At 69.7% G+C, this 25847-nt stretch carries 25 protein-coding genes; 15 read left to right on the top strand and 10 right to left on the bottom strand.

The features are described from left to right. The first annotated feature begins 165 nt into the window (after positions 1-165). Complete coding sequence (locus JMV16_RS20275) at positions 166-1182, top strand: GGDEF domain-containing protein (RefSeq protein WP_201496130.1); 1017 nt, start codon at positions 166-168, stop codon at positions 1180-1182. Here the strand turns inward: JMV16_RS20275 and JMV16_RS20270 are convergent, their stop codons facing one another. The 8 genes from JMV16_RS20270 to JMV16_RS20235 form a co-directional block, all read right to left on the bottom strand. After that, positions 1183-1998, bottom strand: coding sequence for a sulfite exporter TauE/SafE family protein (locus tag JMV16_RS20270; protein ID WP_201496129.1), 816 nt, complete (start codon positions 1996-1998; stop codon positions 1183-1185). After that, on the bottom strand, positions 1999-2463 hold the full coding sequence (locus tag JMV16_RS20265; RefSeq protein WP_201496128.1) for an EVE domain-containing protein: 465 nt from the start codon (positions 2461-2463) through the stop codon (positions 1999-2001). It abuts the gene before it with no gap. Positions 2464-2714: 251 nt separating this feature from the next. Next, positions 2715-3029, bottom strand: a complete 315-nt coding sequence (locus tag JMV16_RS20260) for a cell division protein ZapA (protein ID WP_201496127.1) — start codon at positions 3027-3029, stop codon at positions 2715-2717. Next, positions 3026-3244, bottom strand: coding sequence for a DUF904 domain-containing protein (locus JMV16_RS20255; protein ID WP_201496126.1), 219 nt, complete (start codon positions 3242-3244; stop codon positions 3026-3028). Before JMV16_RS20255 ends, JMV16_RS20260 begins: the two co-directional genes overlap by 4 nt. After that, positions 3231-3890, bottom strand: coding sequence for an endonuclease III (nth, locus tag JMV16_RS20250; protein ID WP_201496125.1), 660 nt, complete (start codon positions 3888-3890; stop codon positions 3231-3233). Before nth ends, JMV16_RS20255 begins: the two co-directional genes overlap by 14 nt. Then, on the bottom strand, positions 3880-4599 hold the full coding sequence (rsxB, locus tag JMV16_RS20245) for an electron transport complex subunit RsxB (protein WP_411565056.1): 720 nt from the start codon (positions 4597-4599) through the stop codon (positions 3880-3882). The genes nth and rsxB overlap by 11 nt, the downstream gene beginning before the upstream one ends. 7 nt (positions 4600-4606) lie before the next feature. Further along, complete coding sequence (locus tag JMV16_RS20240) at positions 4607-5887, bottom strand: polyhydroxyalkanoate depolymerase (protein ID WP_201496124.1); 1281 nt, start codon at positions 5885-5887, stop codon at positions 4607-4609. Positions 5888-6081: 194 nt separating this feature from the next. After that, complete coding sequence (locus JMV16_RS20235) at positions 6082-7299, bottom strand: amino acid aminotransferase (protein ID WP_201496123.1); 1218 nt, start codon at positions 7297-7299, stop codon at positions 6082-6084. 156 nt (positions 7300-7455) lie between these two features. Here JMV16_RS20235 and uvrB point away from each other — a divergent pair, with 156 nt between their 5' ends. The 9 genes from uvrB (at position 7456) to fdx (ending at position 15669) form a co-directional block, all read left to right on the top strand. Next, positions 7456-9564 (top strand): excinuclease ABC subunit UvrB, encoded by a 2109-nt coding sequence (uvrB, locus tag JMV16_RS20230; RefSeq protein ID WP_201496122.1) that lies wholly within the window; start codon positions 7456-7458, stop codon positions 9562-9564. An 80-nt stretch (positions 9565-9644) separates the two neighbouring features. Further along, complete coding sequence (locus JMV16_RS20225) at positions 9645-10136, top strand: low molecular weight protein-tyrosine-phosphatase (RefSeq protein WP_201496283.1); 492 nt, start codon at positions 9645-9647, stop codon at positions 10134-10136. 122 nt (positions 10137-10258) lie between these two features. Beyond that, positions 10259-10792 (top strand): Fe-S cluster assembly transcriptional regulator IscR, encoded by a 534-nt coding sequence (gene iscR / locus JMV16_RS20220; protein ID WP_201496121.1) that lies wholly within the window; start codon positions 10259-10261, stop codon positions 10790-10792. Between the two features lie 43 nt (positions 10793-10835). After that, positions 10836-12050, top strand: coding sequence for an IscS subfamily cysteine desulfurase (locus JMV16_RS20215; RefSeq protein ID WP_201496120.1), 1215 nt, complete (start codon positions 10836-10838; stop codon positions 12048-12050). A gap of 29 nt (positions 12051-12079) precedes the next feature. Next, entirely contained in the window at positions 12080-12493 is a 414-nt protein-coding gene (iscU, locus tag JMV16_RS20210; protein WP_201496119.1) for a Fe-S cluster assembly scaffold IscU, read from the top strand. Between the two features lie 4 nt (positions 12494-12497). Then, the gene (gene iscA, locus JMV16_RS20205) at positions 12498-12821 is read left to right on the top strand and encodes an iron-sulfur cluster assembly protein IscA (RefSeq protein ID WP_201496118.1); all 324 of its coding nucleotides are present in this window, start codon (positions 12498-12500) and stop codon (positions 12819-12821) included. A gap of 102 nt (positions 12822-12923) precedes the next feature. Continuing rightward, on the top strand, positions 12924-13457 hold the full coding sequence (gene hscB / locus JMV16_RS20200) for a Fe-S protein assembly co-chaperone HscB (RefSeq protein ID WP_201496117.1): 534 nt from the start codon (positions 12924-12926) through the stop codon (positions 13455-13457). Positions 13458-13471: 14 nt separating this feature from the next. Further along, complete coding sequence (gene hscA / locus JMV16_RS20195; protein ID WP_201496116.1) at positions 13472-15328, top strand: Fe-S protein assembly chaperone HscA; 1857 nt, start codon at positions 13472-13474, stop codon at positions 15326-15328. Positions 15329-15330: 2 nt separating this feature from the next. Next, positions 15331-15669 (top strand): ISC system 2Fe-2S type ferredoxin, encoded by a 339-nt coding sequence (gene fdx / locus JMV16_RS20190; RefSeq protein ID WP_201496115.1) that lies wholly within the window; start codon positions 15331-15333, stop codon positions 15667-15669. A gap of 217 nt (positions 15670-15886) precedes the next feature. Here the strand turns inward: fdx and JMV16_RS20185 are convergent, their stop codons facing one another. Continuing rightward, complete coding sequence (locus JMV16_RS20185) at positions 15887-17638, bottom strand: thiamine pyrophosphate-binding protein (RefSeq protein WP_201496114.1); 1752 nt, start codon at positions 17636-17638, stop codon at positions 15887-15889. Continuing rightward, a complete protein-coding gene (locus JMV16_RS20180; RefSeq protein WP_201496113.1) occupies positions 17635-19311 on the bottom strand; it encodes an AMP-binding protein in 1677 nt (558 codons plus the stop codon). The genes JMV16_RS20185 and JMV16_RS20180 overlap by 4 nt, the downstream gene beginning before the upstream one ends. Positions 19312-19456: 145 nt before the next feature. Between JMV16_RS20180 and tsaD the strand changes: the two genes are divergently transcribed. The 5 genes from tsaD (at position 19457) to pnp (ending at position 25823) form a co-directional block, all read left to right on the top strand. Next, positions 19457-20494: a tRNA (adenosine(37)-N6)-threonylcarbamoyltransferase complex transferase subunit TsaD gene (gene tsaD, locus JMV16_RS20175; RefSeq protein WP_201496112.1), complete on the top strand. Its 1038-nt coding sequence runs from the start codon at positions 19457-19459 to the stop codon at positions 20492-20494. Then, positions 20491-21777 carry a branched-chain amino acid ABC transporter substrate-binding protein gene (locus JMV16_RS20170; RefSeq protein WP_201496111.1) on the top strand — a complete coding sequence of 429 codons (1287 nt, stop codon included), beginning with the start codon at positions 20491-20493 and terminating at the stop codon, positions 21775-21777. Before tsaD ends, JMV16_RS20170 begins: the two co-directional genes overlap by 4 nt. Before the next feature lie 16 nt (positions 21778-21793). After that, positions 21794-22942, top strand: a complete 1149-nt coding sequence (locus JMV16_RS20165) for a pyridoxal phosphate-dependent aminotransferase (RefSeq protein WP_201496110.1) — start codon at positions 21794-21796, stop codon at positions 22940-22942. 183 nt (positions 22943-23125) lie between these two features. Next, positions 23126-23395, top strand: coding sequence for a 30S ribosomal protein S15 (rpsO, locus tag JMV16_RS20160; RefSeq protein WP_201496109.1), 270 nt, complete (start codon positions 23126-23128; stop codon positions 23393-23395). Positions 23396-23546: 151 nt separating this feature from the next. Then, positions 23547-25823 carry a polyribonucleotide nucleotidyltransferase gene (gene pnp, locus JMV16_RS20155; RefSeq protein WP_201496108.1) on the top strand — a complete coding sequence of 759 codons (2277 nt, stop codon included), beginning with the start codon at positions 23547-23549 and terminating at the stop codon, positions 25821-25823. The last annotated feature ends 24 nt before the right edge of the window (positions 25824-25847 follow it).

The following is a 25847-nucleotide window of genomic DNA, read 5'->3' as shown; positions in this document are numbered from 1 at the left end:
TCGCGCTGGATACAGGCCAGGGTAATATGGCCGTTGCCAAGGGTCAATCTAGGGAATAAGCCGCCGAAGTTGCTTGCTCTGCCGCACCCGCCCCACCAACATAGAGTCAACGCTGCAGAATGGTGCGGCCCCAGTGCGGGGGCGCGCGGCCCGAATGTTCAACCCATGACCCTGCCTGTCGAATCCCCTGCGTTCGGCGCCGCCGTCAAGCGCGACCTCTCGGCCTTGCTCGGCAGCGCCTTCGAAAGCGCGTTGGCGGCGCGCGGCGAACTGCTGTCCGTCAAGGACCAGGCGGGAGGCCGCTACCTGCACGTCAACGAGGCCATGGCCGTTTTCATCGGCTGCCCGGTCGGCGAGATCATCGGCCGCAGCGATGCCGAGCTGTTCGATGCCCCGCTGGCGACAGCCCTGCGCGCGGCCGAGCTGACCGCCCAGGCGCAGAACGAACCGCTGCTGAGCGAGCATCGCCTCGAATGGCGCGGCAACCGGCGCGAGTTCGAGGTGTTGCGCATCGTCGGCGCGGTCGACGGCAATGGCCACCGCTGGCTGTGCTGCATCTGGAGCGACCTGGCCGGGCGCCGCCAGCGCGAGGCCCAGCTGCGTGCTGCCCTTGAGCAGATCGAGCAGCAGCAGCGCGCGAATGACCAACTGCGGCGCGAGATCCGCGACCAGGCGCTGCGCGAGCCGCTGTCGGGCCTGCACCGGCGCAGCCATTTCGAAGACCAGTTGCGCCGCGAGGTCGACCTCTCGACGCGCGAGCATCGTGAGTTCGCCATTGTCTTCATCCAGATCGACCCTGCTGGTGCCAAGGCGCGCTCGCTGGGCAGTGCCGGCGACGACCGCGTGCTCGAGGCCATGGGCCGGCTGCTGCGTGGTGGCACGCGGGCCATGGATGCCTCCTGCCACTACGAGGCGCAGCGCTTCGCGGTGCTGCTCTCGGGCGTGGGCCTGGCCACGGCGCATGCGCGCATGGAAGGCCTGCGCCGCCAGTGCGCGACCCAGGTCGTCGTACACGAGGGCCAGGAGTTCGGCTTCACGGTGGCGCTGGGCGTGGCCAGTTTCCCGCACACGGCCAATACCCAGGACGCGTTGACGGCGGCCTGCGAGGCGGCGCTGGCCGAGGCGCGGCGGCGCGGCGGCAACCAGGTCACGCTGGCCGCGATCCGCTTCGACCAGGGCTGATCAGGTCGCGAAGGCCTGCCGCAGCATGCTGGCGGCAAGCGCCAGCAGCATCAGCGCGAACAAGCGCTTGAGCAGCGTGACGTCGATGCGCTGCGCCGTGCGCGCGCCCACCGGCGCCAGTGTCACACTGGCCACCGACACCACGGCCAGGGCCGGCAGGTAGAGGTAGCCGAAGGCGCCCGGCAGCGCCGGCGCGAGATCGCGCCCGCTGATCAGGTAGCCAGCAGTGCTGGCCAGGGCGATGGGGAAGCCGATGGCGGCTGCCGTGGCCACGGCCTGGCGCGGCGGCACATTGCACCAGGTCATGAAGGGGACGGACATGAAGGCGCCGCCGGCGCCGAGCAGGGCCGACGCAAAGCCGATGCCGACGCCGACGCCGGCCTGGGCCCAGGCGCCGGGCAATTGGCGGCCCGGGCGCGGCGCGGTGTTGCGCATCATCTTGAGCGCCGAATAGCCGATGAAGGCTGCGAACAGCAAGGCCAGGCCCTGGCCCTTGAGCAGCGCAAAGGCGCCGGCGCCGGCGAGCAGGCCGCCCGTCACGATGCCGGGCGCCATGGCGCGTGCGATCTCCCAGCGCACCGCGCCGAGGCGGTGGTGGGCGCGCACGCTGGACAGCGAGGTGAACATGATGGTGGCCATCGAGGTTGCGATGGACATCTTCACCGCCAGGGGTGCAGGCACGCCGCGCTGCGTGAGCAGCAGCGTCATGATCGGGACCATGACCATGCCCCCACCAATGCCCAGCAGCCCGGCCAGGAAGCCGACCGCCGCGCCCAGGGCCAGCAATTCGACGACGAGGGTGGCGCCGAGGTCCAATCAGGCGTCCAGCCGCGCCAGCACGGCCTGCCACTCGGCCTCGGTGACCGGGGTGATGGACAGGCGGTTGCCGCGCTGGAGCACCCGCATCGATGCCAGTTCCTCGGCCTGGCGCATCTCGGCCAGCGGCAGCAGTCGCGTCTTGCGCACCAGCTTCACGTCGAGTTGCAGCCAGCGCGGCGCGGCCGGATCGGACTTGGCGTCGTGGTAAGGGCTGGCGGGGTCGAACTGGGTGGTATCCGGCGCGGGATGGCCGGCCACGCGCGCCAGGCCGGCGATGCCGGGCTCGGGGCAGGACGAGTGGTAGAAGAGCACGCCGTCGCCCGGTTGCATCAGGTCGCGCATGAAGTTGCGCGCCTGGTAGTTGCGCACGCCGGTCCAGGGCAGGGTCTGGCCGGAGGCCGCGGCGAGGTCGGCTATGGAGGCCTCGTCGGGTTCGCTCTTCATGAGCCAGTAGCGCGTCATGGCTTGCGGAAGAACGGGTGGAAGGGGTGTCCGCCGTGAACCGTGAGCCGCATTCCTGAACCCTCAGGGAAGTTCAGGTGGGCGAGGTCAGCCAAGCTTCGGGTTCATCTGACGCGAGACGATCACACCAGCCTGGCAATGTTCCAAGCCCTGGCTCAATGAGCATCGGTTCAAGGAAATATTGAGCCCACGGGACACGACGGACGAGTCCATTCTAGACCTCGAAACCGCGCCTGCGTGCGCGCCGAAAATCACAGCAGGCGGCCGTCTTCGCCCAGGGCCTGGTCGATGCGGCGCACCAGGGCCTCGATGTCGGCCGCAGCGCCGGCTGCCGTGCCCGCGGCTGCGGGCGCAGTCACCGGAATGCCGCGCTCGGACAACTGGTAGGCCAGGTTCAGCGCCGCCAGCACTGCGATGCGCTCGCGCGCCCTCACCTTGCCCGCCTCGCGTATGGTGGTCATCTCGCGGTCGACCGCGGCCACCGCGGTGGCCAGGTGGGCCTCGCCGCCTTCGGGGCAGCCGAGCACATAGACCTGGCCGAGGATGCTGACTTCGACCTGCTTCATGGGGTGGTGGCGCCAGCCTTGCCGCCTTCGGCCGGCAGGCGTTCAATGAGGGCGTCGACGCGGGCGCGCGCCGCCGCCAGGCGCGAGCGCAGGCTGTCGCGCTCGGCGCTCACGGCCTGCAGTTGCTGTTCGAGCAGGGCGCTCGTGCGCTTGAGCTCCTGGTGCCTGAGCAGCAGGCGCTCGACGCGTTCGGCAAGGTCTTCAAGCTGGCCCATCGTTGTCTCCCGCGGGCATTGTAGAAGCGCCGTGGTCGCACCACTGGCGAACGGCGCAGGCCTGGCAGCGCGGTGCGCGTGCCTGGCAGACGTAGCGGCCGTGCAGGATCAACCAGTGGTGGGCGTCGACGGCATAGCGCGGCGGCACGCGCCGCAGCAATTGCGCCTCAACCTCCGCCGGGTTGCGCCCTGGCGCCAGGCCGGTGCGGTTGCCGACGCGGAAGACATGGGTGTCGACCGCCATCGTCGGCTCGCCAAAGGCCACGTTGAGCACTACGTTGGCGGTCTTGCGGCCGACGCCGGGCAGGGCCTCGAGGGCTTCGCGCGAGCGCGGCACGAGGCCGCCGTGTTGCATGACCAGGATCTGGCTGGTGGCGACCAGGTTGCGCGCCTTGGTGCGGAAGAGGCCTATGGTGCGGATCAGCTCGGTGACACGCGCTACGCCCAGATCGACCATCTTCTGCGGCGTGGGTGCCAGCGCGAACAGCGCCGGCGTCGCCTTGTTGACGCCGACATCGGTGGCCTGGGCCGAGAGCAGCACGGCGGCCAGCAGTTCGAAGACGCTGGCGTATTCCAGTTCGCTGCGCGGGCTGGGGTTGGCCGCCGCCAGGGTGGCGAAGAAGGGCTCGATGGCTTCAGTCTTCATCGGGACTTGTCTCAGCACGGCGGGCACGGGCGCGCTGCAGGGCGGCCTCGATCACGGCGCGCTTGGCGGCCAGCGCCGCCGGGTCGGTGAGCCGGCTGGCACCTTCCAGATCGGCCAGCTTGGCCTGGGCCTTGGCGACGAGGCGGGCCTCGTGGTCACGCAGGTCTCGCTCGACGCGCCAGCGGTGGAAGTCGTAGCGTGCGCGCGCCTCGTCGGCCTGCGCCGGGCTCCAGGCCTGCCAGCCGCTGCTTGTGCCGGTAACCGGCACCATCGCGATGCAGTCGACCGGGCACGCCGGCACGCAGAGTTCGCAGCCGGTGCATTGGGCGGCTATGACCGTGTGCATGAGCTTGGAAGCGCCGACGATGCAGTCCACCGGGCAGGCCTTGATGCACAGCGTGCAGCCTATGCACCAGGCTTCGTCGATGACGGCGAGGGCGCGCGGGCCTTCATGGCCGTGGCTGGGGTCCAGCGGCAGCCGCGGACGGCTGGTCAGGACAGCCAGGCGGGCGATGCCCTCGGCCCCGCCCGGCGGGCAGCGGTTGATGGCCGCGCCCTCGTGCGCCATGGCCTCGGCATAGGCGCGGCAATCGGGGTAGCCGCAGCGCGTGCATTGCGTCTGCGGCAGTGCCGCGTCCAGGCGCGCGGCCAGGGCGGCAGGATCGGCGGGTCGGTCGATGTGGGAGGGCGCGGCGTCGGGCGGGGTCACCGCCGGATTATCCGGCGCGCAATTCCTTCACTTCAGCGGCCTTGGCGGCGACGTCGAAGCGCGAGATGAAGTCGCGCACCTGCGGGTAGACCTTCTCGCGCCAGCGCCGGCCCGAGAAGATGCCGTAGTGGCCGGCGCCAAGGGCGTCGTAGTGGAAGCCGCGCTCGGCCGGGATGCCGGTACACAGGTCGTGGGCGGCCTTGGTCTGGCCGGCGCCGGAGATGTCGTCGAGCTCGCCTTCGACGGTGAGCAGGGCGGTCGTGGTGATGTCCTGAGGCCGCACTGGTTCGCCGTTCACCTCCCAGGTGCCGTTGACGAGGGCGAAGTCCTGGAACACGGTCTTGATGGTTTCGAGGTAGTACTCGGCCGGCATGTCGAGCACGGCGTTGTATTCGTCGTAGAACTGGCGGTGCGCCTCGGCGCTGTCGTCATCGCCGCGGATGAGGTCGCGGAAGTAGTCGTAATGGCTGCTCAGGTGGCGGTCGGGGTTCATCGCCACGAAGCCGGTGTGCTGCAGGAAGCCGGGGTAGACACGGCGGCCGGAGGCCGGAAAGTTGGGCGGTACGGCGAAGATCACATTGGCCTCGAACCAGCCATGGCTCTTGTTCATGGCCAGGTTGTTGACCGCCGTGGGGCTCTTGCGCGCGTCGATGGGGCCGCCCATCATGGTCATCGTGCGCGGCGTGGGCTCACCGCCGCTGGCCAGCAGCGACACCGCCGCCAGCACCGGAACCGTGGGCTGGCAAACCGAGATCACATGCACCTCGGGGCCGATGTGGCGGATGAACTCCTGCACATAGCCGACGTAGTCGTCGAGGTGGAAGGGCCCCGCGGACAGCGGCACCATGCGCGCGTCGGTCCAGTCGGTGATGAAGACCTTGTGGTCGCACAGCAGGCTCTTGACGGTGTCGCGCAGCAGCGTGCTGTGGTGGCCCGACAGCGGCGCCACCACCAGCACCGTGGGCTGGGCCTTCATGGTCTCGAGCGCGCCCGAGTCGTCGGTGAAGCGCTTGAAGCGCAGCAGGCGGCAGAAGGGCTTCTTCAGCGCCACCTGCTCCTGCACCGCGACCTCGACCCCACCCACCGTGGAGGCGGTGATGGCGAAGGGCGGCTTCTCGTATTCCTTGGCCAGGCGGTGCAGCAGGTCGAAGCTGGCCGACATGCGTTGCGCCATCGGGAAGTGCGCAAAGGGCGACAGCGGGTGGTCGAACAGCTTGGCGGACGCGCTGGCGAACTCGGAGAACGGCGCCATGAGCGCGCGTTGCGTTTCGTAGATCTGATACAGCATCGACTGTCTCCAGGCTGGATGGTGGCGGGCGCCCTCCGCATCATGCGCGACCCAGGCTGCGCCCGCGCTGACGCCGGCAACAACTTTGCTGCACTGCAGCAAAACGGCAACGGATTATGGCATCTTGCCCCTGGCCGAGCAGGTTTGCAGGGGCAATTCCACCGTCCGAAGCACGTTCCGGGCCCGAATCGGCCTTATTGCATGACGCGGGCGATGGCGGCGACGACGGCGTCGATGTTGCGGTTGTTGATGGCGGCCACGCAAATGCGGCCGGAGTCGAGGCCGTAGACGCCGAACTCGCCACGCAGGCGCTGCATCTGTGGCGCGCTCAGGCCAGAGTAGCTGAACATGCCTTTTTGGCGCGTGATGTAGTCGAGCTCGCCCTGCACGCCGGCGGCGCGCAGCTTGCCAACCAGGGCCTCGCGCATGGCGCGGATGCGCTGGCGCATGCCGGCCAGCTCTTCTTCCCACATCGCGCGCAGCGCCGGCGTGGTGAGCACGGTGGCTACGAGCTGGGCGCCGAAGGTGGGCGGATTGGAGTAGTTGGCGCGAATCACCAGCTTGAGCTGCGAGACCACGCGCTTGCACTCGTCGGCGTTGGCGCAGACCACGCTGAGAGCGCCGACGCGCTCGCCGTAGATCGAGAAGCTCTTCGAGAAGGAGCTGGCGACGAAGAAGCTGGCGCCGGTGGCGAGGAAGGTCTGCACCGCAGCGCCGTCCTCGGCGATGCCTTCGCCGAAGCCCTGGTAGGCCATGTCGAGGAAGGGCACGAGACCGCGCTCGGCGCACAGCGCCGCCACCTGCTGCCACTGGGCGGGCGAGAGGTCGCAGCCGGTGGGGTTGTGGCAGCAGGCGTGCATCACGACGATGCTGCCGGTGGCCGCGCTTCCCAGCGCCGCCACCAGGGCGTCGAAGCGGATGCCGCGCGTGGCGGCGTCGTAGTAGGGGAAGGTCTCGACCGTGAAGCCGGCCTGGGTGAACAGCGCGCGGTGGTTCTCCCAGCTCGGGTCGCTGATCAGCACCGTGGCCTGCGGGTTGAGGCGGCGCAGGAAGTCGGCGCCGACCTTGAGGCCGCCGGTGCCACCCAGGGCCTGGACGGTGGCGACGCGGCCGCTCTTGACGGCTTCGCTCTCGGCGCCGAATACCAGGGCCTGCACCGCCTTCTGGTAGACCACGATGCCGTCAATCGGCAGGTAGCCCTTGGCCTTGGGCGCCTCGAGCAATTGCTTCTCGGCCTCGGCCACGCAGCGCAGCACGGGCAGCTTGCCCTCGTCGTTGAAGTAGACGCCGACGCCGAGGTTGACCTTGGCCGGGTTGGGGTCGGCGTTGAACTGCTCGCTCAGGCCCAGGATGGGGTCGCGGGGCGCCATCTCGACGGCGTTGAACAGGGAAACGGGCAGCGGGGCGGACATGTGGGCTTCTTCCTGGGCTGGCGCGGGCGGCGCGCGACGCCGGGCTTGCCCCGGCGCGCTGCGCTACGCTACGCGGTTGATCGCGGCGCCAGCGTGCGCCGCGTGGGCCCGATTGTAAGTGGCCCCTATCCGGGAAATCCCAGGGAGATTGCATTCATGCCACCGCTTGCCGCCGTGACCGAACCGCCGGCCGAAGCCGCCGGCGAGTTCGTCAGCTTTCCCGGCTCGCCCTTCCAGCTGCTGCAGCTGTTTGCGCCGGCGGGCGACCAGCCGGCGGCCATTGACCTGCTGGCCGAAGGCATCAACGACGGACTCACCTTCCAGACCCTGCTGGGGGTGACCGGCTCGGGCAAGACCTTCACGATGGCCAATGTCATCGCCCGCCTGGGCCGGCCGGCCATCGTCTTCGCGCCCAACAAGACGCTGGCCGCCCAGCTCTACAGCGAGTTCCGCGAGTTCTTTCCGAAGAACGCGGTCGAGTACTTCGTCAGCTACTACGACTACTACCAGCCCGAGGCTTATGTGCCGCAGCGCGACCTTTTCATCGAGAAGGACAGCGCCATCAACGAGCACATCGAGCAGATGCGGCTCTCCGCCACCAAGAGCCTGCTCGAGCGCCGCGACGTCATCATCGTGGCCAGCGTCAGCGCCATCTACGGCATCGGCAACCCGAGCGACTATCACAAGATGGTGATGACGCTGCGCGTGGGCGACAAGCTGAGCCAGCGCGAGGCAATAGCCCAGCTGATCCGCATGCAGTACAAGCGCAACGAGATCGAGTTCGGCCGCGGCTCGTTCCGCGTGCGTGGCGACACCATCGATGTCTTTCCGGCCGAGCACAGCGAGCTGGCACTGCGCATCGAGCTCTTCGACGACGAGGTCGAGGCGATGTCGCTGCTGGACCCGCTGACCGGCCGCGTGCGCCAGAAGATTCCGCGCTTCACGGTCTACCCGAGCAGCCACTACGTGACGCCGCGCGAGCGCGTGGTCGATGCCATCGCCACCATCAAGGACGAACTGCGTGCGCGCCTGGACGAGTTCGTCAAGGCCGGCAAGCTGGTCGAGGCCCAGCGCATCGAGCAGCGCACGCGCTTCGACCTCGAGATGCTGCAGGAGGTGGGCCACTGCAAGGGCATCGAGAACTACACCCGCCACCTCAGTGGCGCGGCGCCGGGCGAGCCGCCGCCCACGTTGGTGGACTACCTGCCGGCCGACGCGCTGATGTTCCTGGACGAGAGCCATGTGCTGATCGGCCAGTTCGGCGGCATGTACAACGGCGACCGGGCGCGCAAGACCACGCTGGTGGAATATGGCTTTCGCCTGCCCAGCGCGCTCGACAACCGGCCGCTCAAGTTCGAGGAGTTCGAGCGCAAGATGCGCCAGGCGGTCTTTGTCTCGGCCACGCCCGGCAACTACGAGAAGGCCAACACCGGCCAGGTGGTCGAGCAGGTGGTGAGGCCCACCGGCCTGGTCGACCCTGAGGTCGAGGTGCGGCCGGCCGCGACCCAGGTCGACGACGTGCTGCAGGAGATTCGCGACACCGTCGAGAAAAGCGAGCGCGTGCTCATCACCACGCTCACCAAGCGCATGGCCGAGCAGCTGACCGACTACCTCTCGGACAACGGCGTCAAGGTGCGCTACCTGCACAGCGATATCGACACCGTGGAGCGGGTCGAGATCCTGCGCGACCTGCGCCTGGGCACCTTCGACGTGCTGGTGGGCATCAACCTGCTGCGCGAGGGGCTGGACCTGCCCGAGGTCAGCCTCGTGGCCATCCTCGACGCCGACAAGGAAGGATTCCTGCGTGCCGAGCGCAGCCTGATCCAGACCATAGGTCGCGCCGCGCGCAACCTGCATGGTCGCGCCATCCTCTACGCCGACAAGATGACCGACTCGATGCGCGCCGCCATCGGCGAGACCGAGCGGCGGCGCACCAAGCAGATCGCCCACAACCTGGCCATGGGCATCACGCCCAAGGGCGTCAACAAGCGCATCCGCGATCTCATCGACGGCGTCGTTTCCGACAAGACGGCCAAGGACGATCTCAAGGCCGCCCGCGCGGCCGCCGAGGTGGAGGCGATGTCGGAGAAGGATCTCGGCAAGCGCATCAAGCTGCTCGAGAAGCAGATGCTCGAGCACGCGCGCAACCTCGAGTTCGAGAAGGCGGCGCGCGTGCGCGACCAGTTGGCGCTGCTGCGCGAGCAGGCCTTCGGCGCCGCCGTGCCCGATGTGCTGCCCTTGCCGGCGACGGGGCGCCCGCAATGAGGCGGCTGGTGAAGCAATGGCTGGGTGTGGGCGCCAGTGGCGCCCCCCGCGAAGGAAATGACGTGGAAGTTCGCATCCTCATGGTCTGCATGGGCAATATCTGCCGCTCACCTACGGCCGAGGCGGTGCTGCGCGGCAAGCTGCAGCGCGCAGGCCTCGACAAGCGCGTGCGGGTCGATTCCGCTGGCATGACCGATTACCACGCTGGCGAGCCGCCCGACCCCCGCAGCACGGCCCATGCGGCCCAGCGCGGCTATGACCTGAAGCCGCTGCGCGCCCGGCCGGTGGAGGCGGCCGACTTCGAGCGCTTCGACTGGCTGCTGGGCATGGACGAGGCCAACCTGGCCTGGCTGCACAAGCGCGCGCCGGCCGGCACCGCCGAACGCTGCCAGCTGCTGCTGCCCTTTGCCGGCCGCGCCGACGGCGTACATGAGGTGCCTGATCCCTACTACGGCGGCCCGGCCGGTTTCGACCATGTGCTCGACCTGGTCGAGGACGCCTGCGAGCGCCTGCTGCCGCGCCTGGCGCGCGGCGAACTCGGCCGCGCGGCGGGCCGCGGTGGCAAAGCCTGATCAAATCGGTCGGCTTCTGCTATACTTGACTGCATTAGTCAGGTTCGCGAAAGCGTCAAAAACGCCGCCCCAGGCCTGTCCGCTTCCTTGCCCGCGGCGCACTGTGCGCCAGGAGATTGCCCATGAGACTCACGACCAAAGGCCGCTTCGCCGTCACGGCCATGATCGATCTGGCGCTGCGCGCCAACGCCGGGCCGGTGGCCCTGGCGGCCATCAGCCAGCGCCAGCAGATTTCGCTGTCCTACCTTGAGCAACTGTTCGGCAAGCTGCGCCGGCATGAACTGGTGGAGAGCACGCGCGGTCCCGGCGGCGGCTATTCGCTGGGCCGGGCTGCGGGCGAGATCACGGTGGCCGACATCATCGTCGCCGTCGACGAGCCCATAGACGCCACCGGCTGCAGCGGCCGCGAGGGCTGCATGGGCGAGGACACCGGCAAGTGCATGACGCACGACCTCTGGGCCAGCCTGAACGCCAAGATGATCGAATACCTCGACTCGATCTCCCTCAAGAAGCTGGTCGAGGAGCAGTTGGCCAAGGGCGTGGCCATCGACGAATCGCCGGTCAAGCGCGCCATCTCCAACGTGCCGGTGGTCAAGCCCATCAAGGTGACGGCGCCGAACTCGGTGTTCGCCCTGGGTGGCGCCTTCTCGAAGTAAGCGAAACAAGCAAAGCCATAGCAGCAAAGAGCCTCCTGCGATCATGACCCCGCATTTCCCCATCTACATGGACTACGGCGCGACGACGCCGTGCGACCCGCGCGTCGTCGACGCGATGATTCCCTGGCTGCGCGAGCACTTCGGCAACCCGGCCAGCCGCAGCCACGCCTGGGGCTGGGAGGCCGAAGAAGCGGTCGAGAAGGCGCGTGAGCAGGTGGCCCGGCTCATCAATGCCGATCCGCGCGAGATCGTCTGGACCAGCGGCGCCACCGAGAGCAACAACCTCGCCATCAAGGGCGCGGCGCACTTCTACGCCAGCCGCGGCAAGCACATCGTCACTGTCAGGACCGAGCACAAGGCCGTGCTCGACACCACGCGCGAACTCGAGCGCCAGGGCTTCGAGGTCACCTACCTCGAGGTGCAGGAGAACGGCCTGCTCGACCTCGACAAGTTCAAGGACGCGCTGCGCAAGGACACCATCCTGGTGTCGGTGATGCTGGTCAACAATGAGATCGGCGTGATCCAGGACATCCCGGCCATCGGCGCGCTGTGCCGCGAGCGCGGCATCGTGTTGCATGTCGACGGCGCCCAGGCCACCGGCAAGGTGGCCATCGACATGAACACGCTGCCGGTCGACCTGCTCAGCCTGGCCAGCCACAAGACCTACGGCCCCAAGGGCATCGGCGCGCTCTACGTGCGGCGCAAGCCGCGCGTGCGGCTTGAGGCGCAGATGCACGGCGGCGGCCACGAGCGTGGCATGCGCAGCGGCACGCTGCCCACCCACCAGTGCGTGGGCATGGGCCTGGCCTTCGAGATCGCACGCCTGGAGATGGGCGCGGAGAGCGAACGCATCCGCGGGTTGCAACAGCGCCTGCTCAGGGGCATTTCCACCATCGAGCAGGTGTTCATCAACGGCGACCTCGAGCGCCGCGTGCCGCACAACCTCAACGCCAGCTTCAACTATGTGGAGGGCGAGTCGCTGATCATGGGCGTCAAGGGCCTGGCTGTGTCCTCGGGCTCGGCCTGCACCAGCGCCAGCCTGGAACCCAGCTACGTGCTGCGCGCGCTGGGCCGCAGCGACGAACTGGCGCATTCCAGCCTGCGCATGACCATCGGCCGCTTCACCACCGAGCAGGAAATCGATTACGCCGTCGCCACGCTGCAGGACAACGTGGCCAAGCTGCGCGAACTCTCGCCGCTGTGGGAGATGTTCAAGGACGGCGTGGATATCAGCGCCATCCAGTGGGCGGCGCACTAGACCTCGACACAGTACTCAGGAGCAGCAACATGGCATACAGCGAAAAGGTCGTCGAACACTACGAAAACCCGCGCAACGTCGGCTCTTTCGACAAGGGTGACGATTCGGTGGGCACCGGCATGGTCGGCGCGCCGGCCTGCGGCGACGTGATGAAGCTGCAGATCAAGGTCAACGCCGAGACCGGCCTCATCGAGGACGCGCGTTTCAAGACCTATGGCTGCGGCTCGGCCATCGCCTCGAGCTCGCTGGTCACCGAATGGGTCAAGGGCAAGACCCTGGACGAGGCGGTGAGCATCAAGAACACCCAGATCGCGCAAGAGCTTGCGCTGCCGCCGGTGAAGATCCACTGCTCCATCCTGGCCGAAGACGCCATCAAGGCGGCGGTGCAGGACTACAAGGCCAAGCACGGCGTCGCCGGCGAGACCGCAGCCGCAGGACATTGAGCCGATGGCCGTCACTCTCACCGAAGCCGCGGCGCGCCATGTCACACGCTATCTGGGCCGGCGCGGCAAGGGCGTGGGCGTGCGCCTGGGCGTCAAGACCACCGGCTGCTCGGGCCTGGCCTACAAGCTCGAATACGCCGACGAGATCGCACCCGAGGACATCATCTTCGAAGGCCACGGCGTCAAGGTGCTGATCGATCCCAAGAGCCTGCCCTACCTGGACGGCACCGAGCTCGACTTCGTGCGCGAAGGCCTGAACGAGGGCTTCCGCTTCCACAATCCGCGCGAGAAAGACCGCTGCGGCTGCGGGGAGTCGTTCCGCGTTTGATGGCCCGCGCCGGCCCCGGCCGGCGGGCATGAGCCAGGCCGAACTGCGCGGCGCCCTCTGCGGCTGCCGCGACAATGCGTATTTCCACGGCCAAAACCTCGAATGAAGCTCAGCGACGACGACTTCACGCTCTTCGCCCTGCCGCAGCGGCAGGCGCTGGACCGCGCCGAGCTCGATGCGCGCCGCCGCGAGCTGCAGGCCCAGGTCCACCCCGACCGCTTTGCCGCCGAGGGCGCCGCCGCCCAGCGCCTGGCCATGCAATGGGCCGTGCGCGTGAACGAGGCCTACCAGCGCCTGAAAGACCCGCTGAGTCGCGCCGCCTACATCTGCGAGCTGCGCGGCGTGGCGGTGGATGCCGAGCGCAACACGGCCATGCCGGCGGCCTTTTTGATGCAGCAGATGGAATGGCGCGAGGCCCTGGACGATGCCGCCGACAGTGCCGCCGTCGAACGCCTTGATGCCACCGTGGCGAGCGACGAGCAGCGCCTGCTGGCCGAGCTGACCGAGATGCTCGACGGCCGCGGCGACACCGCCGCCGCCGCCGCGCAGGTGCGCGCGCTGATGTTCGTGGCGCGCTTCCGCCAGGACATCGAGCGCCGCCTGGACGCGCTGGACACCCTTGATTCTTCGAGATAAATAGATCGCCCGCGATGGCCTTGCTGCAGATTTCCGAACCGGGCTATGCGCCCGACCCCCACCAGCGGCGCGTGGCCGTCGGCATCGACCTCGGCACCACGCATTCGCTGGTGGCGGCGCTGCGCCACGGCGTTGCCGAATGCCTGCCCGACGGCCAGGGCCGCGTGCTCCTGCCCTCGGCCGTGCGCTACCTGGGCGACGGCCGGCGCCAGATCGGTTTCGACGCCCGCACGGCCCAGGCCGACGATCCCGAGAACACCCTGGTCTCGGTAAAGCGCTTCATGGGCCGCACGCTGGCCGACATCGCCGACCGCGGCGGCCTGCCCTACCGCTTCGTCGACCGCCCCGGCATGGTGGCCCTGGCCACGCGCGACGGCGAGAAATCGCCGGTCGAGGTGAGCGCCGAGATCCTGGCCAGCCTGCGCCAGCGCGCCGAAGACACCTTTGCCGACGACTTGTTCGGCGCCGTGATCACGGTGCCGGCCTATTTCGACGACGCCCAGCGCCAGGCCACCAAGGATGCGGCCCAGCTCGCAGGACTGAACGTGCTGCGCCTGATCAGTGAGCCCACGGCGGCCGCGGTGGCCTACGGCCTGGACAACGCCAGCGAAGGCCTCTACGCCGTCTATGACCTGGGCGGTGGCACCTTCGACATCAGCCTGCTGCGCCTGACCCGCGGCGTCTTCGAGGTCGTGGCCACTGGCGGCGACGCCGCGCTGGGCGGCGACGACCTCGACCGCGCCCTGGCCGACTGGGCCCTGGCCGAGGCCGGCGTGCGCGCCGAGAGTGCGCGCGACAAGCGCCTGGCCCTGGTGGTCTCGCGTGCTGCGAAAGAGACGCTGAGCCAGGCCGATGCCGTGCGCTGGCGTGCCGAGCTGGCCGGCGGCGCGGTCGACGTCGAGGTCAGCCGGGCGCGGCTGGAGGCGCTGGCCCGGCCCCTGGTCGACCGCACGCTGGCTGCGGTGCGCAAGGTGCTGCGCGATGCCAAGGTGGCGCGCGACGAGGTGCAGGGTGTGGTGATGGTGGGTGGCAGCACGCGCATGCCGCTGGTGCGCGCGGCGGTGAGCGAGCTCTTCGGCCGTGAGGTGCTGACCAACCTCAACCCCGACGAGGTGGTGGCCGTGGGTGCGGCCATCCAGGCCAATGCCCTGGCCGGCAATGCGCGCGACGGCGAGCTGCTGCTGCTGGACGTGATCGCGCTCTCGCTCGGTCTCGAGACCATGGGCGGCCTGGTCGAGCGCATCATCGAGCGCAACAGCACCATCCCGGTGGCCAAGGCCCAGGACTTCACCACCTTCAAGGACGGCCAGACCGCGATGGCCATCCATGTGCTGCAGGGCGAGCGCGATCTGGTGAGCGAATGCCGCTCGCTGGCGCGCTTCGAACTGCGCGGCATCCCGCCGATGGCCGCCGGCGCGGCGCGCATCCGCGTCACCTTCCAGGTCGACGCCGACGGCCTGCTCAGCGTGGCGGCGCGCGAGCTGGGTTCGGGCGTCGAGGCGGCGGTCACCGTCAAGCCCTCCTACGGCCTCGCCGACGACCAGATCGCGCAGATGCTCAAGGACGGCTTTGCCCATGCCGAGGACGACATGGCCGCACGCGCGCTGCGCGAGGCCCAGGTCGAGGCCGAGCGCATGGTGCTGGCCACGCGCGCCGCGCTCGCCGCCGACGCCGCACTGCTCAGCGGTGAGGAGCAGGCGGCCATCGAGACGCTGATCAACCAGACGCTGGCCGTCGCCGCCGGCAGCGACGCCGGCGCCATCGAGGCCGCCGTCAAGGCCCTGGCCGAGGGCACCGAGGCCTTTGCCGCCAGCCGCATGAACCAGGGCATACGCCAGGCACTCGCCGGCCGCCGAGTCGAGGACGTCTGACCGTGCCGATCATCAAGATCCTGCCCCACCCCGAGTACTGCCCCCAGGGCGACAGCATCGAGGCGCCCGCCGGCACCTCGGTCTGCGAGGCCCTGATCGAGAACGGCATCGCCATCGAGCATGCCTGCGAGATGAGCTGCGCCTGCACCACCTGCCACGTCGTCGTGAAGGAGGGCGGGGCCTCGCTGGGCGAGATGGACGAGAGCGAGGAAGACCTGCTCGACCGCGCCTGGGGCCTGACCCCGACCTCGCGCCTGAGCTGCCAGGCCATCCTGTCCAACCAGGACGTGACCATCGAGATTCCGCGCTACTCGATCAATCACGCGCGAGAGAAGCACTGAGGAAAAAAAAGCCCCTCCGGCCTGCGCCGAAGGGGCTGATACGGGCTCGTGCCCTGCTGAGGAGATAGACAGACACCGGACCGGTGTCATCACTCTTTCAGCAAGCAGCGTGCCTGGACTTTCGGGGCTGCGGTGGGTCCGGCCTGCACCAGCGCGCGGCCCCGCCGCTTCTTCATGGTGCGTTGCCGCGCGCCACCGTGCAGCACCGTGAGACGGCTTACATCGACAGCGAACCCTCGCGGAATTCGGTCTTGTCCAGCCAGACATTGACCAGCACCGGCCGTCCCTGACTGGCCAGCTCGCGCGCCCGCGCCAGCGCCGGCACCACCTCGTGCGCGTGCTTCACCAGCAGGCCCGCCGCACCGAAGCCGGCAGCCACCTCGTGGTACGCCGTGCGCGCCAGCACGGTGGCGACGTCGTCGCCCAGCAGCTTGACCTGCTCGCGCGCAATCTGGGTCCAGCCGGCATCGTTGCCGACCACGGCGATGACGGCGATGCCCTGGCGCACGAAGCTGTCGAACTCGACCAGGCCCCAGCCGCAGGCGCCGTCGCCGAAGAGGATCCACACCTCTTGCCGCGGCCGTGCCAGCTTGGCGCCCAGCGCAAAGCCGGCGCCCACGCCCAGGGTGCCGAAGGCGCCTGGGTCCAGCCAGGCCAGCGGCCCCCGCGGGCGCAGCACATAGCTGGCGGTGGCGACGAAGTCACCACCATCGGCGACGAAGACGGCATCCTCCGCCGCCACGGCATCAAGTTCGCGCAGCAAGGCCAGCGGGTTGACGTGTTCGCCGTCGGCCGCGGCCTGGGCGGCGATCTCGGCCTCGCGCGCCTGGTCGCGCGTGGCCAGGGTGGCGGTCCAGGCGGCCCAGCGCGCCGGCGCTGCGCCCAGGCCCTGGGCCAGGGCCTGGATGAAGCGGCCGGCGTCGGCTATGGCGGCCACGTCGGGGCGGCGGTTCAGGCGCGCGTCGCGGGCGCTGCGGTTGGCGGCGATCAGCGTCGCGCCGCGCCGCACATGCTTGCCGTAGTCGAGGCGGAAGTCGCAGGGCAGGCCGGCCAGCAGCACGCAATCGGCTTCGCGCAGCGCCAGGCGGCGCTGGTGGCGCTGCTGCTGCGGGTGCTCGCGCCCCAGCAGTCCGCGCGCCATGCCCGAGAGGTAGACGGGAATGCCCAGGCGGGCCACGGCCTCGGCCAGGCGCTCGGCTTGGGCGGCCTCGACCACCGCCTGGCTGCCCAGCACCAGCAGCGGCCGCTCGGCCCGTCGCAGCGCCTCCAGCGCGCGGGCCAGCGCGCCAGCGCCAGCGACGGGCACTGCCGGCACTTGCACATCCAGCTTGGCCGGCGCCGCGCTGCCGTCGAAGAGTTTCGCGGCGTGGCGATTGAGATACCAGCGCAGCGCGCGGTCGGCCAGGCTGAGGCCCTTGCCGGCGGCGTCGGCATACCACTGGCGGATCAGTGCCTCGTCGTAGAGCAGGTCGACGGCGCATTCGACGAACACCGGGCCCGGCACGCCCGCCTGGGCCAGCGCAAAGGCCTGCATCAGCGCCGGCGCCAGGTCGCGCACGCGGCCCACCTTGAAGCAGCGCTTGACATGGGGCTCGACCAGGGGCCGCTGGTCGATGTCCTGCAGCGCGCCGCGGCCCTGCAGCGCGGTGGGCGCGGCACCACCGATCAGCACCACCGGGCTTTGCGCCAGCTGCGCGTTCTTGAGTGCGGTGACGGTGTTGGCGATGCCCGGGCCGGCGGTGACGGCGGCCACGCCGGGGCGGCCCGTGAGCCGGGCCGTGGCGTCGGCGGCGAACACCGTCGTGGCCTCGTCGCGGACATCGACGACGCGGATGCCGCGTGCCTTGGCCGCGCTCAATATGGGCGAGATATGGCCGCCGCAGAGCGTGAACAGGCAGGCCACGCCCTGGGCCTGCAGCGCCTCGGCCACGGCGTCGCCGCCGTGGCGGGGCCTGGCCCTGTCGTTCATTCCCAATGCACGCCGCCGCCGGCCGCGTACCAGGCCTCGACGCGCGGCGCGATGGCGGCCTCGATGCGGCTGCGCCTGATCTTCATCGTCGGCGTGAGCAGGCCGTTGTCGATGGACCAGGGCTGGCGTGCCACCACCAGCATGCACAGGTGCTCGTGCTCGGGCAACTGGCCGTTGACCTGCTTCAGCAACTGTTCCAGCTCGGCCTGCACGCGGGCCTTCAAGGCCGCGTCATCGCGGCGCGCACGCAGATCTTCGGCCAGCACCACCAGGCCGTAGGCCGAGGGCTGGCCGACGCCAGAGACCAGCGACAGCTCCACCATCGGATGGGCGTTGAGCAGGTTCTCGATGGGGGCCGGCGCCACGTACTTGCCCTTGGCGGTCTTGAACAATTCCTTGGCGCGGCCGGTCAGGCGCAGCATGCCGTCGGCGCGGCGCTCACCCAGGTCGCCGGTGCGGAAGAAGCCGTCGGTGGTGAATGAGGCCGCGGTCAGCTCGGGGTCCTTGTAGTAGCCGCTGAACCGGCCCGGCGACTTGATCAGGATCTCGCCCTCGTCGCTGAGCTTGACCTCCACGCCGGGCAGCGGCACGCCCACCCAGCCGGGCTCGCTGAAGCCGTCCTTGGAGCTGTGCGAATAGGAGTTGTCCTCGGTCATGCCATAGCCCTCGAAGAGCTTGAGCCCGAGCCGGCGGTACCAGGCGATGAGGGCCGGCGGAATGGGCGCCGAGCCGCTGCCGGCCTGCACCACGGCGTCCAGCCCCAGGCCGGCCAGCACCTTGCGCGCGACGATGCGGCCGAGGATGGGGATGCCGAGCAGGCGGTCGAGCTTGGCCGGCGGCATCTTGGCGTAGACGCCCTGCTGGAACTTGAGCCACAGCCGCGGCACCGAGATGAAGAGGGTGGGGCGGGCACGCTGCAGGTCTTGCACGAAGGTGTCCAGCGCCTCGGCGAAGAAGAGATGTACGCCGCCCTCCACGAGCGAGGCGCCCTCGACCCAGGAGCGCTCGAAGCTGTGCGCCAGCGGCAGGTAAGAGAGCATGCGGCTGGGCCCGGTGCCGATGCGCTCGTGGCGGTCGGCGACGATGCCGACGGCGGCGCGCGTGAAGGCGCCGAAGTTCACCATCACGCCCTTGGGCAGGCCGGTCGAGCCCGAGGTGTAGATCAGCATCGCCAGTTCGTCGGCGCCGCGCGTCGGCCTGCCTGCCAGTGGCGGCGTGCGCGCGATGATCGCGTCCCAGGCTTCGAAGGCCGTGGCCGGCGCCAGCGGCAGCGCGATGCAGGGCAGGCCCGCGGGCACGCCGGGCTGCTGCTGTGGCCAGCCGTCGAGCTTGCCCACGAAGAGCAGGCTGGACTCGCTGTGCTCGAGCACATGGCGCACGGTCTCGGCGGTCTCGGTGGGGAAGATGGCCACCGTGGTGCAGCCGGCCAGCCAGATCGCCAGCTCGGCGATGATGAAGTGGGCGCAGTTCTTGGACAGGATGGCCACCCGCGCGCCGCGCGGCAGGCCGCGGCCCTGCAGGTGCGCCGCCATGCGCCGCGCCTGGTCCATCACCTCGTCCCAGCGGTAGTCGACGACGAGGCCGCCGCCCACCGGCTGGCTCAGGAAGATGCGGTCGCCGTGCGCGGCCGCATGGTCCAGCGCGTGGTCGAGGATCAGCTTGGCTGCGGTCATGGTGTGTGCTTCCGTGGTGGCAGGGCAGGGCGGGCCAGCGTAGCGGGGGCCTGCGGCGCTTGCCTAGTGGGACTATCCAAGGAGACGCCCATCCGAAGGGGCTCATGCAAGGCTGGCCTGTCGCAGGCCCTAGACTCGCCCCTCCATGAAAGTGCTGGGATTCGAGTCGTCTTGCGATGAGACCGGCGTCGCGCTGGTCGAGACGCGCGACGTCGGCCCGCCGCGCCTGCTGGCCGAGGCACTGCACAGCCAGGCGGCGATGCATGCCGACTACGGCGGCGTCGTGCCCGAGCTGGCCTCGCGCGACCACATCCGCCGCGTGCTGCCGCTCACGCGCCAGGTGCTGGCCCAGGCCGGCTGCACGCTGGCCGAGATCGACGTCGTGGCCTACACGCGCGGCCCGGGCTTGGCCGGGGCGCTGCTGGTGGGTGCCGGCACCGCGGTGGCGCTGGCCGCGGCGCTGGGACGGCCGGCGCTGGGCGTGCATCATCTTGAGGGCCATCTGCTCTCGCCCTTCCTGGCCGAGCACGCGCCGCGCTTTCCCTTTGTCGCGCTGCTGGTCTCGGGCGGCCACACGCAGCTGATGGACGTGAAGGGCGTGGGCGACTACCGGCTGCTCGGCGAGACCATCGACGATGCCGCCGGCGAGGCCTTCGACAAGAGTGCCAAGCTGCTGGGCCTGGGCTATCCGGGCGGGCCCGAGCTGGCCCGGCTGGCGGCCAGCGGCAATCCCAAGGCCCACACGCTGCCGAGGCCGCTGCTGCACAGCCACGACCTCGATTTCTCCTTCGCCGGCCTCAAGACCGCGGTGATGACGCTGGCGCGCAAGCTGGGGCCCGAGCTGTCGGAGCAGACCGCGGCCGACATCGCCGCCGCCACCCAGGCCGCCATCGTGGAGGTGCTGGTCACCAAGTCGCTGCGCGCGCTGGCCGCCACCGGCCGCCGCCGCCTCGTCGTCGCCGGCGGCGTGGGCGCCAACCACGCGCTGCGCGGGGCGCTGGACCGCGGCTGCGCACGCATCGGGGCCCAGGTCCACTACCCCCCGCTGGCGCTGTGTACCGACAACGGCGCCATGATCGCGCTGGCCGCCGCGCTGCGCCTGCAGCACGGTCTGGCCGACGTGCGCAGCGATGGCGCCTTCGACGTCAAGCCGCGCTGGCCGCTGCAGGAGCTGAACCCATGAACCCCAAGCGACGCGCCCTGCTGGCGCTGCCTGCCGCGTTGGCAACGGCCCTGAGCGCGCCGGCCCGCGCCCAGACCACGCGTGAGCCGCTGCGCATCGCGATGATCGAGGGCCTGTCGGGCCCCTTCGGCAATGCCGGCGAGGCGGTCTTCCGCAATCTTCTGTGGGCCGTGGAGCGCGTCAACCAGCGCGGCGGCGTGCGCCTGGCCGGCGGGGCGCGGCCCCTGGCGCTGCTGCGCTTCGACAGCAAGGGCAGCGTCGACGAGGCCCTGGCCCTGCTGCGCGGCGCACTCGACCAGGGCATTGCCTACATCGCCCAGGGCAATGGCTCGGCGGTGACGGCAGCACTCGTCGACGCGCTGGACAAGCACAACGCCCGCGAGCCGGGCAGGCGCGCGCTGCTGCTCAACTACTCGGCCGTGGACCCGGCGCTCACCAACGAGCGCTGCAGCTTCTGGCACTTCCGCTTCGATGCCCATGTCGACATGCGCCTGGCCGCGCTGCTGGACGTGCTGCGCGAAGACAAGGCGGTGAAGAAGCTCTACCTCATCGGGCAGGACTACAGCTTTGGCCAGCAGCTGGCGCGCGGCGCCCGCGAGCGCGTGGCCCAGCTGCGGCCCGACATCGCCATCGTCGGCGATGAACTCCACCCGCTGGGCCGCGTGCGCGACTTCACGCCCTATGCGGCCAAGATCCACGCCAGCGGCGCCCAGGCGGTGCTCACCGGCAACTGGGGCAACGATCTGACGCTGCTGGTGCGCGCGCTGCGCGATGTCGGCTCGACGGCGCGGCTCTACACCTTCTACGGCAATGCCCTGGGCGCGCCGGCGGCCCTGGGCGAGGCCGGCGTCGGCCAAGTGCTGGCCGTGGCCGAGTGGCAGCCCAATGCCGGCGGCGCCGCCAGCGAGGCCTTCCGCGCCGACTTCAAGCGCCGCTTTCCGCTGCCCCAGGACGACTACGTCCATGTGCGCATGCAGGCCCTGGTGGAGATGCTGGCGGTGGCCATAGCGCGCGCCGGCAGCGCCGAGGCCGCCGCGGTGGCGCGCGCCCTCGAAGGCGCCAGCCTCGATGCCGGCTGGCTGGGCGGCCTGCACCAGGCCCAGATGCGTGCCGCCGACCACCAACTGCAGCAGCCGCTGCTGGTGAGCGTGATGGACCGCGCAGGCACGCCCGGCGTGGCCCACGATGTCGAGGGCTCGGGCTATGGCTTCCGCGTGCTGCGCCGCCTGGATGCCAACGCCGTGTCCCAGCCCCATACCTGCCGCATGACGCGGCCTGAATAGAACCAAGGAGTCCTGCTTGCGACCCGCCATCGAGAACCTGCCCGCCTCCAAGATCCGCGAAGTCGCCAATGCCGGCCTCGGCCGCAGCGACGTGCTGGCCTTCTGGTTCGGCGAGAGCGACGAGGTCACACCCGAGCCCATCCGGCAAGCGGCTGCCGCATCGCTGCGGCGTGGCGAGACCTTCTATGCCCACAACCTCGGCCTGGCCGAGTTGCGCGCCGACATCGCCGCCTATGCCAGCGCGCTGCACGGCACGGTGGACGCGGCCCGCGTGGCCGTCACTTCATCCGGCGTGACGGCGCTGATGCTGGCGATGCAGATGCTGGTCGGCCCCGGCGACGAGGTCGTCGCCGTGGTGCCGGTGTGGCCCAACCTTTCGGCCCAGCCGGCCATCCTGGGCGCGCGGGTCCGACGCGTCTCGCTGCACCCGCGCCAGGGCCAGTGGCAGCTCGACCTGCAGGAGTTGCTGGATGCGGTGACGCCGGCCACGCGCGTGCTGCTGGTCAATGCGCCCAACAACCCCACCGGCTGGACGCTGACCCGCGCCGAGCAGCAGGCGTTGCTGGACCATTGCCGCCGCACCGGCACCTGGATCGTCGCCGACGAGGTCTACGAGCGGCTTTACTACGCCGGCGGCGGCGTCGCGCCGTCCTTCCTGGACGTGGCCGCGCCCGATGACCGCCTGGTCGTCGTGCACAGCTTCAGCAAGAGCTTTCTGATGACCGGCTGGCGCCTGGGCTGGATGGTGCTGCCGCCCCAGGCGATGGATGCCGTGGGCAAGCTGCTCGAGTTCAACAGCTCCTGCGCGCCGGTCTTCGTGCAGCGCGGCGCCCAGGCGGCGCTGGCGCTGGCCAACGATTTCGTGCCGGCGCTCACGGCGCGCATGCAGGCCCGCCGCGACCGCCTCCTGGCCGGCCTGCAGGCGCTGCCGGGCCTGGCCGTGGCCAGCCCGCCGGGCGGCATGTACGCCTTCTTCCGCGTCGAGGGCGAGAACGATTCGCTGGCCCTGGCCAAGCGCCTGGTCACCGACCACGGCCTCGGCTTGGCGCCCGGCGCCGCCTTCGGCAGCGAGGGCGAGGGCTGGCTGCGCTGGTGCTTCGCCTCGCGCGAGCCCGAGCGGCTCGACCAGGGCCTGCTGCGGCTGCAAACGGCTCTCGGGCTATAATCATCGGTTCCTTGTTGTTCGGCTGGGGCTGATGCCCCGGCAAAGGCAGCGAGGAAAAGCACGGCACCGGTCGGTTTCACTGGTGTTCCGCAAGTCGACGAACGGAAACCTCCAGGCGAGCGCCTCCCATCATGGGGTGCGCCCGGCGCGGCGGTTTCCACCCATGATTCCCAAGGAAATCGCATGACCCTCGCCACCGCCATCAAGGCCGACATCGTCAAGACGCATGCCCGCGGCGCCGCCGACACCGGCAGCCCCGAAGTGCAGGTCGCCCTGCTCACCGCGCGCATCAACGAACTGACGCCGCACTTCAAGCTCCACCTGAAAGACCACCACGGCCGCCGCGGCCTGCTGAAGATGGTCAACCAGCGCAAGCGCCTGCTGTCCTACCTCAAGGGCAAGGACGCCGAGCGCTACACGTCGCTGATCGCCAAGCTCGGCCTGCGCAAGTAAGCCGCAAGCACCGTGATGGGGCCGCCGCGTGGCGGCTCCCGTCAATCAACCCTTTCCCACCCCGGGCCGCATTGGCTGTGTCATTCCAAAGACGCCTGACTGGCTTCACTGGAATGGCATTGCGCTGCCCACCTTCCGAGGAAGACATCGCATGAGCATGTTCAACAAGGTCAGCAAGACGTTCCAGTGGGGCCAGCACACGGTCACGATGGAAACCGGCGAAATCGCGCGCCAGTCCAGCGGCGCCGTCATGGTGTCCATGGACGACACCGTGGTGCTCGCCACCGTGGTCGCCAAGACCGAGGCCAAGGCCGGGCAGGATTTCTTCCCGCTCACGGTCGACTACATCGAGAAGACCTATGCCGCGGGCAAGATCCCGGGCAGCTTCTTCAAGCGCGAAGGCCGCCCCAGCGAGCTCGAAACCCTGACCAGCCGCCTGATCGACCGCCCCATCCGCCCGCTGTTCCCCGATGGCTTCTTCAATGAAGTGCAGGTGGTCGTCCATGTGCTGAGCCTCAACCCCGAGGTGCAGGCCGACATCGCCGCCATGATCGGCACCAGCGCCGCACTGGCCATCAGCGGCATCCCGTTCAACGGCCCCATCGGTGCCGCACGCGTGGGCTATGTCAATGGCGAGTACGTGCTCAACCCGGGTCAGACGCAACTGGCCGGCAGCCAGCTCGAGCTGGTGGTGGCCGGCACTGAGGCCGCCGTGCTGATGGTGGAGTCCGAAGCCGATCAGCTGAGCGAAGAGATCATGCTCGGCGCCGTCGTCTTCGGCCATGACCAGGGCAAGGTGGCCATCAACGCCATCAACGAACTGGTGCGCGAGGCCGGCAAGGCCGAGTGGACCTGGACCGCCCCGGCCAAGAACGAGCCCTTCATCGCCAAGGTCACCGAGCTGGCCGAAGGCCCGCTGCGCGCCGCCTACCAGATCCGCAGCAAGCAGGCGCGCACCCAGGCCTGCCGCGAAGTGACGGCCAATGTGCTGGCCGGCCTCAAGGCCGCGGGCCTGGAGTTCGACAAGGTCGAGGTCGAGGGCCTGCTGTTCAACATCGAGAGCGCTATCGTGCGCGGCCAGATCCTGGCCGGCGAGCCGCGCATCGACGGCCGTGACACGCGCACGGTGCGCGCCATCGAGATCCGCACCGGCGTGCTGCCCCGCACCCACGGCTCGGCGCTGTTCACGCGCGGCGAAACGCAGGCCCTGGTGGCCGCGACGCTGGGCACCGAACGCGACGCCCAGCGCATCGACGCGCTGGCCGGCGAGTTCGAAGACCGCTTCATGCTGCACTACAACATGCCCCCCTTCGCCACCGGCGAAACGGGCCGCGTGGGCAGCCCCAAGCGGCGCGAGATCGGCCACGGCCGCCTCGCCAAGCGCGCGCTGATCGCCGTGCTGCCGAAGAAGGAAGACTTCCCCTACACGCTGCGCGTGGTGTCCGAGATCACCGAGAGCAACGGCTCGTCGTCGATGGCCTCGGTCTGCGGCGGCTGCCTGAGCCTGCTCGACGCCGGCGTGCCGCTGAAGGCGCACGTCGCCGGCATCGCCATGGGCCTGATCAAGGACGGCAACCGCTTCGCCGTGCTGACCGACATCCTGGGCGATGAAGATCACCTCGGTGACATGGACTTCAAGGTGGCCGGCACCAACGCCGGCATCACCGCGCTGCAGATGGACATCAAGATCCAGGGCATCACCAAGGAAATCATGCAGGTCGCCCTGGCCCAGGCCAAGGAAGCGCGCTTGCACATCCTGTCCAAGATGGTCGAATCGGTGGGCGGTGCCAAGACCGAGGTGAGCGTGTTCGCGCCGCGCCTCTATACGCTCAAGATCAACCCCGAGAAGATCCGCGACGTCATCGGCAAGGGCGGCGCCACCATCCGCGCGCTCACCGAAGAGACCGGCTGCACCATCGACATTGGCGAAGACGGCACCATCACCATCGCCAGCACCGATGCCGACAAGGCCGAGTTCGCCAAGAAGCGCATCACCGAGATCACGGCCGAGGCCGAGATCGGTAAGGTCTACGAAGGCGCCATCACCAAGATCCTGGACTTCGGCGCCCTGGTCAACATCCTGCCCGGCAAGGACGGCCTGCTGCACATCAGCCAGATCGCCCACCACCGCGTCGAGAACGTGACCGACCTGCTGGCCGAGGGCCAGGTGGTCAAGGTCAAGGTGCTCGAGACCGACGAGAAGGGCCGCATCAAGCTGAGCATGAAGGCCCTGATCGAGCGGCCCGAGGGCATGCCGGAAGAGCGCTTCGAGCCGCGTGGCGACCGGGGCGACCGCCCCCCGCGCCGCGACCGCGACGACCGCCCGCGCCGCGAGCGCAGCGACCGCGACGACCGCCCGCGCCGCGATGCCGCGCCGGCCGATGCAGCGCCGGCCCCGGCCGACGAGGCACCGAAGCAGCCCGAGTAATCAGGCCGAGCCAGCAGCACCAGC

The sequence above is a fragment of the Rubrivivax sp. A210 genome (assembly GCF_904426505.1).
In the GTDB taxonomy this organism is placed as follows: domain Bacteria; phylum Pseudomonadota; class Gammaproteobacteria; order Burkholderiales; family Burkholderiaceae_C; genus Rubrivivax.
This window is presented reverse-complemented; position numbering and strand designations above follow the sequence as displayed.